The sequence below is a fragment of the Curtobacterium sp. MCBD17_030 genome, assembly GCF_003224255.1.
In the GTDB taxonomy this organism is placed as follows: Bacteria; Actinomycetota; Actinomycetes; order Actinomycetales; family Microbacteriaceae; genus Curtobacterium.
Window position 1 is genome coordinate 1 of the sequence record NZ_QKLI01000038.1, and the last position, 6353, is coordinate 6353.

Genomic DNA, 6353 nt, shown 5'->3' on the forward strand with positions numbered 1-6353 from the left:
ACCACCCCAGCGACGCCGACGCCGACGGACACCCCGACGCCGAACGCCCCGGCCACCCCGGCCGTGGTGACGAGCACCCCCGCGCCGAGTGCACCCGCGACCCCGACCGCTGACGTGACGCCGAACGGCACCGCGACCCCCGGCACGACCCCGACCAGTGCGAGCACCACGGCCGCCGGAACACCGGGCACCGGTCCGGGCTCGAACGGCACCGGCGAGCTCGCGTTCACCGGCTCGCCCGTCGGCCTCGGAGTGGGCGTCGGCGCGCTGGTCGCGATGCTCCTCGGTGGCGCCCTCGCCGCCTTCACCGCAGTCCGCCGCCGCCGGGCCTGATCCCCGGGGTGACGGGGCCGGGCTCCCGCTCGGTGCCGTCACCCCGCCCGCGGTCGGTCTGCGCACGGTGTCAGGCTCGCGCCGCCCGGCCCGGTCGGCCCGCGCCGTGGTCGCACGACATGCCGCGCGCCTCCCGCCCAGGTCGCGCAATCCCCCGCTCTCGCGGCCCGAGATGCGCACATCGTGCGACCTCGGCGGACGTCGGCGGCGAGTCGTGCGACCTCGCGAGCGGCGAGACACCCGCCACCCCTCAGCCCGGCAGGACCGCGTGCCGGATGACCCAGCTGTGCATGACGATGGCCGCCGCCGCCGCCGCGTTGATGCTCCGCGTCGACCCGAACTGCGTGATCTCCAGGTGTCCGTCCGCGCCCGAGACGGCCTCGTCGGTCAGACCCGGCCCCTCCTGCCCGAACAGGAACACGCACCGCGCCGGGATCGACGCCGTCTCGATGCGCGATGCCCCGGGCGTGTTGTCGATCGCGACGACCGGACGCCCCTCGGCGCGCATGACCGCGAGGAACGCGGCGACGTCCTCGTGGTGCCGCACGTGCTGGTACCGGTCGGTCACCATCGCCCCGCGGCGGTTCCAGCGGCGACGCCCGATGATGTGCACGGTCCCCGCCAGGAACGCGTTGGCGGTCCGGACGATGGACCCGATGTTCAGGTCGTGCTGCCAGTTCTCGATGGCCACGTCGAAGCTGTGTCGGCGGGTGTCCAGGTCGGCGACGATCGCCGCCATGCTCCAGTACCGGAAGCGGTCGACCACGTTGCGCGTGTCGCCGTGCTCGAGCAGTTCCGGGTCGTACTGCGGGCCCTCGGGCCACGGCCGGGGGTGCGGTCCGACGCCGTGCGTCGTCGCCTCGTGGGTGGGTGGGAGCGCCGGCGTCGGCTCCGGCAGGTCGCCGGACGGGAGGCCCTGGGTCACGTGACCAGCGTACGGTGCGTCCGCCGCGCCTCCCGTCCGGAGCCCGCACGGCCGGACGTACACGCCCGATCGAGCCGGCTCACCGCACTACGCTGACCCCATGGCATCCCGCGACGAGGTCGAGTGCTGGTTGACGGACATGGACGGCGTGCTCGTCCACGAGAACCAGGCGCTCCCCGGCGCCCCCGAGCTGATCCGGCAGTGGCAGGACCAGGGCACCGAGTTCCTCGTCCTGACGAACAACTCGATCTTCACCCCGCGTGACCTCAGCGCCCGACTGCGCCAGTCGGGACTGCACGTGCCCGAGGAGCGCATCTGGACCTCGGCCCTGGCGACCGCCGACTTCTGCGCGTCGCAGATGCCGAACGGCTCGGCTTTCGTGATCGGCGAGGCCGGTATGACGACCGCCCTGCACGAGGCGGGCTTCATCATGACCGAGACGGCACCCGACTACGTCGTCGTCGGCGAGACCCGGAACTACTCGTTCGAGGCGATCACGAAGGCCGTCCGCCTGATCCGCGACGGCGCGCGCTTCATCGTGACGAACCCGGACGCGACCGGCCCGAGCGCCGAGGGCGTCCTGCCCGCGACGGGGGCGATCGCCGCCATGATCGAGAAGGCCACCGGCAAGCAGCCCTACGTGGTCGGCAAGCCGAACCCGATGATGTTCCGTTCGGCGATGAACCGGATCGGTGCCCACTCCGAGAACACCGGCATGATCGGCGACCGGATGGACACCGACGTGCAGGCGGGCATCGAGGCGGGGCTGCACACCGTCCTGGTCATGACCGGGATCAGCGACCAGGCCGAGATCGACAAGTACCCGTTCCGGCCGAGCGAGGTCATCGCGGGCGTGCACGAGCTCCTGCACACGGAGCCGTACGAGGTCGAGATCTAGAGCCGGTCCATCGCCGGCACGGTCCGCCACCGTCGGCGCAACCGCCAGGCGCGGTCGTCCCGCCAGGCGACGAGTGCTCCGGCGACGACGCCGAGCAGCAGCACCGCGAACGCCGCCAGACCGAGCAGCCCGACGAGGAAGAAGTCGAGCCCAGCGCCCCGTGAGGCACTGACCGCGATCGCCCCGAAGTCCCAGAACGCGTGCAGCAGCACCGGGGCGAGCAGGTTGCCGGTCAGGCGTCGCGCCAGGTACAGCGTCGACCCGAACGAGGCGGCGAACACCACCTGCACCACCGTCTGGCCGACCGGGGCCCCGGCCAGGACGTTGACGAAGTGCAGCAGCCCGAACAGGGCGCACGACGCGAGCCACACTCCGACCTCGGGCAGTCGGCGCCGCAGTCCGACGATCAGGACGCCGCGGGTCAGCAGCTCCTCGAACACCCCGACGAGCAGCACGCCGACGGTGAGGAGCAGGAAGTAGTCCACCGACTTCCCCGCCCAGTCCACCAGCGGCAGCCGTCCGATGCACACCGCGAGGACGAGGATCGGCGCGAGCATCGTCCAGCGCGGTCGACCACGCGTCGGGTCGACCGTCGCGATCCGCCACCAGCCGAGCGCGGTGACGACCACCACGAGGACCGCTGCGACGATCGACTCCGGCACCACCAGGTCGTGCAGGACGCTGTCGGTCGTCAGGCCGAGCGAGTCGTAGTCGTCACTCGGGCGCGAGCGGACGATGCTGTAGGTCGCGAAGAGGACCAGCGGGGCGATGCCGACGAGCAGCGACGGCGGGACCGGCCACCACCGTCGACGGCGACGGACGGCGGGAGGTTGCACGGGGGTCACCTCACGGTTGTACCAGGGTCGGCCGTACCATTGGCGCATGCGCCTGCCCTCCCTCAGCACCATGGCGGAGGACTACGTCAAGCTGGTCTGGAAGGCCGGCGAACGCGGCGGCGAAGGGGGTCTCGCCACGCGGGACATCGCGGCCGCCCTGCACGTGTCCGCCTCGACCGTGTCGGGCAACCTCCGGAAGCTCGACCGCGACGGGCTCATCGAGCACACGCTGTACCGCGGCGTGGTCCTCACCCCGCTGGGGCAGCAGGCCGCCGTCGCCATGGTCCGTCGGCACCGGCTCATCGAGACGTTCCTGGTCGAACGACTCGGCTACTCGTGGGACGAGGTGCACACCGAAGCCGAGGCACTCGAGCACGCCGTGTCGGAGACGTTCCTCGACCGCGTCGACGCCGACCTCGGGCACCCCACGCACGACCCGCACGGCGACCCGATCCCCGGCGCGGACGGCGTCGTGCCGGACTCCCCCGGGGCGCTCCTCGGCACGGTCGACCCGGGCGTCTGCGGGACCGTCGAGCGGGTCTCGGACGACGACCCGGCGCTGCTGCGGTACTTCGACGAGCTCGGTGTCGGGCTGGGGACGCACCTGCGGGTCGAGCAGGTGCGGGACTACGCGGGGGTGGTGGCGGTCTCGCGGCGTGACGCCGGCGGGGCGGAGGCGATGGTGGACCTCCCGGCCGCCGCCGCGACCGCCATCTGGTTGACGCCCGACGCTCCCCACTGACGCGCGGGCGGCGGCCCTCGAGATGCCGCGATTCGCGCATCTCGGAACCCGAGATGCGCGAATTCTGCATCCACGGCGGGCTCCCTGCGGCGTGTTGCGGAATCTCGGGAGGCACGTGCTCCGGCCCGTCGCGCCCGACCCGCGCCCGTCCCGCCCGGTCAGCCCTTGGCGGACCGCGTCCGCCCGAGGGCGACCTCGCGCCGGGCCCGCGCGAGCGCCAACGCCGACCCCGCGTCCGGGTCCTCGAGCAGCCGCGCCGTCTCCGCCGCGTGCTCCCGCACGTCCGGGTTCCGGTGCTCCGCCGCCGCGTCCAGCACCGGCGACGCCACGTCCGCCCCGAGCCCGGCGATCGCTCGACTCAGCGCCAGCCGGGTCTCCGCGTCCCCGTGCCCGAGCTGCACCGCGAGCGTGCGGGCGAGTGCGGGCCGGGCGTCCCCGGGGGCCAGCAACACCGCGGCACGCCACGCGGTCCGGGCGACACCCGGGTCGACGTCGCCGAGCAACTGCGCCACCTCCGGGTACACCGACCCGTCGCGGATCTTGGAGAGGGTGTGCAGCGCCTGGCTCCGCGCCTGCACCTCCGGACGGTCGAGTTCGTCGAGCAGCCGCGGGACCACCAGGTCAGCCGGGAGGCGCACCAGCGCCCACGTGAGCATCTCCCGCACCTGCAGGTCCGGCTCCACCGCGCACTGCGCCACGAGGACGTCGAGCTCGTCCAGGGACGGCGTGGTCCCGGCGGCCATCACCGCCCGGAGTCGGACGGCGGGACGAGGGTCGGAGAGGTACGAGGCGAGCGTCGGCATGGCTCCTCCACCTCACCCCGCGCACCTGAGTGGCAGCCCGGCGAGGGGCATAGCGTGGACGAGTTCGTACCGACCTGGAAGGACTCCTACCATGCCCCGTATCGGCTCCAGTGACCTCACCGTCTTCCCCCTCGCCCTCGGCGGCAACGTCTTCGGCTGGACCGCGGACCAGGAGGCCTCACGCCGGGTCCTCGACGCCTACACGGGTGCCGGCGGCGACTTCATCGACACCGCTGACGTCTACTCGGCGTGGGGCGAGGGCAACTCCGGCGGCGAGTCCGAGACCGTGATCGGCTCGTGGTTCGCCGCGTCCGGCAAGCGCGACGACGTGACGATCGCCACCAAGGTGTCGCAGCACCCGGCGTTCCCCGGCCTGTCGGCGGACAACGTCGCGAAGGCCGCACGGGCGAGCCTGCAGCGCCTCGGCACCGACCGCATCGACCTCTACTACGCGCACTTCGACGACCAGGACACGCCGCTCGAGGAGACCGTCCGGGCGTTCGACCAGCTCGTCCGCGAGGGCCTCGTCCGCTACACCGCGATCTCGAACTACTCGAACGAGCGTGCCTCGGAGTGGATCCGCATCGCGAAGGAGCACGACCTGGCTGTTCCGATCGCGATCCAGCCGCACTACAACCTCGTCACCCGCCAGCCCTACGAGTCCGACATCGCACCGCTCGCCGCCCGGGAGCACCTGGGCGTCGTGCCCTACTTCGCCCTCGCCGCCGGCTTCCTGACGGGCAAGTACCGGACGAAGCAGGACTTCGCCGGCAAGGACCGCGAGGGCCAGGTCTCGGGCTACTTCTCCGACCAGGGTCTCGCCGTCGTGGACGCCCTGTCCGAGATCGCGTCGGCGCACTCCGCCGAGATCGCCTCGGTCGCGCTCGCCTGGCTGCAGGCACAACCGGACGTCGTCGCCCCGATCGCCTCGGCGCGCAACACCGAGCAGCTGCCGGCGCTCCTCGCCTCGGCAGAACTCGACCTCAGCACCGAGGAGCTGCAGACGCTCACCGGCGTCTCGGCGGCCGTCCCCGCGGCGTCCTGACCGGACCACGGTCACGCATCGCGACCGACCGACGGACGGGAGGCTCCCCACCAGCAGGTGGGGAGCCTCCCGTCCGTCACGTGGTGCGTGCGGTCAGTGTCCGGTGCCGAGTGGTGCGCCCGGTGGCTGCACCGAGAGCGCCGCGGCCGGGCTGCTCGACGGCGAGGCCGGGTGCTCGTCGATCGTGTTGCCGCGGATCCACGAGGTGAAGAGCAACACGAGGAGCAGGAGCACCACGATGATCGCGATCGAGCCGTAGACCAGGAGCTGCTTGCCGCGGCGCCCCTCGTGCTGCAGGCGGGCGAAGCCCTCGTTGATGAAGTTGTCGCGGTCGGCGCCGGTCGCTCCCGGGCCACCCGCGGCGGCGCCGGGCTGCTGGGCCGCGGCGACGGCGGGCAGCATCCGGGTGCTGGTGTCCTCCGGGCGGGAGGCGTCGGCGTCACGGAGCTGCTGGATCGCCTCCGTGCCGAAGAGGTCCTTGATGACGCCGGTGTCGCTCGTCTCACGGCCCTGCCACTCGGACTGGTCGATGTCCTCGGGAGCCGGTCCGCGCGCGCGGTCGACGCCGTCGTCGAGCCGCAACGACGGGTCCGTCGGAGCGTGCGTCGGCGTCTGCCAGTCCGGGATCGGCCACGCGGGGGTCGGGTCCTGACGAGGGGCGGACGACACTGGGCCGGGCGGCTGCGACCGGGTCTCGGCCTGGCGTTCGGGTTCGACGAGCGGCGGGACGGCCGAGCGTCGGTCGGTGTCGTCGTCCTCGGCTCCCCGCCA

General features: G+C 72.9%; 7 protein-coding genes and 1 pseudogene. 4 read left to right on the plus strand and 4 right to left on the minus strand.

Annotated elements, in window-relative coordinates; all coding sequences use genetic code 11:
• Positions 1 to 333, plus strand: a pseudogene (locus DEI89_RS17915) (hypothetical protein); the annotation flags it as partial.
• Between the two features lie 250 nt (positions 334 to 583).
• On the opposite strand, the gene DEI89_RS17110 reads toward DEI89_RS17915, so the two are convergent.
• Positions 584 to 1258, minus strand: a complete 675-nt coding sequence (locus DEI89_RS17110; RefSeq protein ID WP_375537783.1) for a TrmH family RNA methyltransferase — start codon at positions 1256 to 1258, stop codon at positions 584 to 586.
• A 100-nt stretch (positions 1259 to 1358) separates the two neighbouring features.
• On the opposite strand from DEI89_RS17110, the gene DEI89_RS17115 reads away from it, so the two are divergent.
• Complete coding sequence (locus tag DEI89_RS17115; protein WP_110905264.1) at positions 1359 to 2156, plus strand: HAD-IIA family hydrolase; 798 nt, start codon at positions 1359 to 1361, stop codon at positions 2154 to 2156.
• Here DEI89_RS17115 and DEI89_RS17120 read toward each other — a convergent pair.
• On the minus strand, positions 2153 to 2992 hold the full coding sequence (locus DEI89_RS17120) for a CPBP family intramembrane glutamic endopeptidase (RefSeq protein ID WP_181421722.1): 840 nt from the start codon (positions 2990 to 2992) through the stop codon (positions 2153 to 2155). The genes DEI89_RS17115 and DEI89_RS17120 overlap by 4 nt on opposite strands.
• A gap of 46 nt (positions 2993 to 3038) precedes the next feature.
• On the opposite strand from DEI89_RS17120, the gene DEI89_RS17125 reads away from it, so the two are divergent.
• On the plus strand, positions 3039 to 3734 hold the full coding sequence (locus DEI89_RS17125) for a metal-dependent transcriptional regulator (RefSeq protein ID WP_110905266.1): 696 nt from the start codon (positions 3039 to 3041) through the stop codon (positions 3732 to 3734).
• Positions 3735 to 3892: 158 nt separating this feature from the next.
• Here the strand turns inward: DEI89_RS17125 and DEI89_RS17130 are convergent, their stop codons facing one another.
• Positions 3893 to 4537 (minus strand): HEAT repeat domain-containing protein, encoded by a 645-nt coding sequence (locus tag DEI89_RS17130; protein WP_110905267.1) that lies wholly within the window; start codon positions 4535 to 4537, stop codon positions 3893 to 3895.
• A gap of 91 nt (positions 4538 to 4628) precedes the next feature.
• Here DEI89_RS17130 and DEI89_RS17135 point away from each other — a divergent pair, with 91 nt between their 5' ends.
• Positions 4629 to 5582 carry an aldo/keto reductase gene (locus tag DEI89_RS17135; protein ID WP_110905268.1) on the plus strand — a complete coding sequence of 318 codons (954 nt, stop codon included), beginning with the start codon at positions 4629 to 4631 and terminating at the stop codon, positions 5580 to 5582.
• Positions 5583 to 5675: 93 nt separating this feature from the next.
• On the opposite strand, the gene DEI89_RS17920 is transcribed toward DEI89_RS17135, so the two are convergent.
• Positions 5676 to 6353, minus strand: a 678-nt coding sequence (locus DEI89_RS17920) for a hypothetical protein (protein WP_220034556.1), incomplete at its 5' end; no start/stop codon positions are given.